Origin of the sequence: Parapedomonas caeni, from assembly GCF_041060555.1 — a bacterium.
Lineage (GTDB): Bacteria > Pseudomonadota > Alphaproteobacteria > Sphingomonadales > Sphingomonadaceae > CAUJIW01.
This window is the reverse complement of the sequence record NZ_JBEUDS010000058.1, coordinates 1-3,263: the sequence shown is the minus strand read 5'-3', so window position 1 is coordinate 3,263 and position 3,263 is coordinate 1. Positions and strand designations below refer to the sequence as shown.

At 68.0% G+C, this 3,263-nt stretch carries 2 protein-coding genes; both read right to left on the bottom strand.

What is annotated here, in order from left to right; genetic code table 11:
* Positions 1 to 124 precede the first annotated feature (124 nt).
* Entirely contained in the window at positions 125 to 1,351 is a 1,227-nt protein-coding gene (locus ABU113_RS17090; protein WP_454560656.1) for a tetratricopeptide repeat protein, read from the bottom strand.
* 7 nt (positions 1,352 to 1,358) lie between these two features.
* A complete protein-coding gene (locus ABU113_RS17085; RefSeq protein WP_454560655.1) occupies positions 1,359 to 3,104 on the bottom strand; it encodes an ATP-binding protein in 1,746 nt (581 codons plus the stop codon).
* Between the last annotated feature and the right edge of the window lie 159 nt (positions 3,105 to 3,263).

Genomic DNA, 3,263 nt, shown 5'->3' with positions numbered 1-3,263 from the left:
CCGGAGGTCTTCATCCCGGCATTCGCGCGGGCGGCCCTGCAACCCCAACCAGCGATGCCGCCCGCGCTGGCGCCACGACCATCATTGCACTAACAATCAAATTGGACCCGTCCGTGGGGGCCGATCATTCACGCGGGTCATCCAGCAGTCGCCACGCTGTACCCAGATACGCCCAAGCGGCCTGGGCATCAGGTGCCAGTCGGGTCGCCCGTTCGGCGTGCTCTGCAGCGGCGGCCGGGTCACGCGCCAGCAGCAGATGGCGGGCGAATTCGACACGCAGGGCGACGTCTTCCGGCAACATGACGGCCGCGCGGGTGAATGTCGCGGTGGCCGACGCGAGGTCGCCAAGGCCGGACAGCGCCCGGGCTCTCGCGTAAAGCAGCACCGGGTGGTCGCCGAGGGCGTGCAGACCGGCGTCGATGGCATCCAGTGCGTCGCTCCAGCGCTCCTGGGAGAGCAGGGTCCGCACGAGGCCAAACCAAAGTTCCTGATCCCGCGGATACTTGTCCAGTGCGGCACGGAAGCCGGCGGTCGGCTCCTCCGGCAGACCATGCTCCCAGATCAGCTTGGCGAGCACGTCATGGGCTACGGCATAGCGGGGAAATGTCTGCGCCAGAGTGCGATAGCCGGCGATGCCTCGGGCGGTGTCACCGAGGTCAAGCAGGGCGCCAGCCTTGCCGTCGGCCAGTTCAGGCCCCGTGAAGCCAGCGCCGGCGGCCCGGTCGAACGCCTCCAGCGCTTCCGCCGGTTCGCCATCCTGGCGCAGACAGTTGCCGAGATTGACCCAGGCCGCACCGTTGCGCGGGTCGAGGGCCACCGCGCGGCGAAAGGCGTGGATGGCGTCGGTGATGCGGCCGGCGGCGCGGCATGCCGACCCCAGGCCGTGCCACGCCTTGGCAGCGTTGGGGTCGAGCCGGGTCGCCTGCTCCAGCGCACGCATGGCCTGGCTGGTGTCGCCGGCCTGTAACGCGGTGAGCCCCCGATTGATCCAGGCGTCCAGGAAACGTGGATCAATCTTCAGTGCGCGCGCATAGGCATCCAGTGCTTCCTGCCACTGGCCGAGGTTGCCGAGCATGTTGCCGAGGTTGTTCAGCAGTTGCGGCTGCCGCGGCCTGACCGCCAGCGAGGCATTGAAGGCGCGCCGCGCCGCCGCCGTGTCGCCGAGGTGACGCAGTGCCAGTGCCAGGAGATGCAGGGCGTCGGCCTGCCCGGGGCGCAGGCGCAGGACCGTCTCACACGCCGCCCTGGCTTCGGCCGCACGGCCTGCCTGCAGCAGGGCGTGGGCCTGACCCAGACGCTGGGCATCGGCGGGCGTAAGGGGGAGATCGCGCGACACGGTGGTGATGACCATGACATTGTTATGCGGCGTCGGCTGGCCCATCGGCAAGCCCCGCCGAAGAGGGGGGAACGGTGGCGGTCGCGTCGTCGGGCACCACCCGCGCCGCCGGCAGCGTGATGACGGCGCGAGTGCCCTCGCCCAGCGTGCTTTCCAGCCGCAGCTGGCCGCCTTGCAGCTCGATGAACTGGCGGGCCAGCGGCAGGCCAAGGCCGACGCCGCCATAGCGGCGGGCTTCGCTGTCCTCCACCTGGGCGAACGGCTTCAGGACTTCCTCCACCAGATGGTCGGGGATGCCGATGCCCTGGTCGGCAATGATCAGGCGAACATCGCCGCCGGCATCATCAGGGCCGGTCAGCGCGATGGTCACTTCGCTGTTGGGCCGGGAGAATTTCAACGCGTTGCCGACTAGGTTGATCAGCGCCTGGCGGATCAGGCGGGCATCGAGGCGCATGGGCAGCGGCTGCTCCGGCAGCCTTTCCCTCAAGGTCACGCCGGTGGTGGTGCCCCGTCCTAGCGCCATGGCGCTGGCGCTACGCACCAGATCGACCAGATCAACGTTGGATTCCAGCACACGCAGCTTGCCCGCCTCGATGCGGGCGAGGTCCAGCATGTCCTCGACAATGCTGAGCAGGTGCTGGCCGCTTTCGAGGATGGTTCGGGCGTACTGGGCGTGCATCGGGCTGTTATCGCGGCCGGTGGCGCAGTCCTGCACCATGATGTCGGAAAAGCCGATCACCGCATTGAGCGGCGTCCGCAGTTCATGGCTCATGTTGGCGAGGAAGCGGGACTTGGCCTGGCTGGCGGCTTCAGCCTCGTCGCGCGCGGCTTCCAGCTCGTCACGCAGGTCCAGTAGCTCTGCCTCGCGGTTCTTCAGGGCCGTAATGTCGACATGGCTCACGGCGACGTCGCCGTTGGCCAGCCGGCGCACTGTACTGCGATACCAGCGCAGGCCGAGCGGAAACTCGTCGTGCAGCACGGTCGCCGCTTCGGGGTCCGTTGGCGGACTGAACAGGCGGGACTCCGGCAGCACATCAAGGCCCGAGAGGGCGTGGATCTGACCCCACGACATGCCGCGCGTCAGCATGGCGGGCATCACGCTGAGCAGCCGCGCGTAGGCGTCGTTCCACAGCAGCAGCCGGTGCTGGTGGTTGAACAGCGCGAAGGCCTCGGCGGTTTCCGACAGTTCGCGCCACTCACGCTGGGCGTCCCGCAGTTCCTCGCCCGCGAGCAGGGCAGCGCGCTGGGCGCGCACGCCCTTTACCAGCGAGCGGTAGCCAAGCCGGTTGGCCATCAGCATGGCTTGCAACATCCCCAGCGCCAGTACCGCCAGAATGGCGTGGGTAAGGTCGAACTGCCACAGGAAGAAGATGATGAACGGCCCGAGTACGCCGCTCATATAGGCGCGGGCGGCGGATGGCGCCGGGGCGAGCGTGGCGGCGGAACCGGCACACAGTGCCGCGGCGATGACCTCCAGGGCCGCATGGCGTTCCAGCGGCAGCCAGGGTTCGGTCAATGCCAGGCAGCCCCAGGACAGGCCGCTGACAAGCGCTGTTTTCCAGGCGTTGGCCAGCAGGTGGGCGGCACCGCGCAGGCTCATGGCGTGTCGCCGCCGCCGCGACATCCGCCACACATAGTGTGCCCACATCAGGGTGACGGCGGCGAACCAGAGCAGTTCCAGTCGGTAGGGCAAGTAACCCCACAGAAGCACCAGAGTCAGGAAGCATGCGAGAATGCTGATACCGCCGTTGATCCGCGCCGCCGACACCAGCGCTTCGGCCAGCGCTATACGTGCGTCCAGGTCGCGTCCGTCAAGGTGGTGTAATTTCGGCTGTGGCCGTGGGCCATCGTCAGGCGGCTTTGGCGGTGATGTGTAGGGGCTGATTTTCCTCCTCGATCATGGGTTGGTTGAGTTCGGCCATGCCTT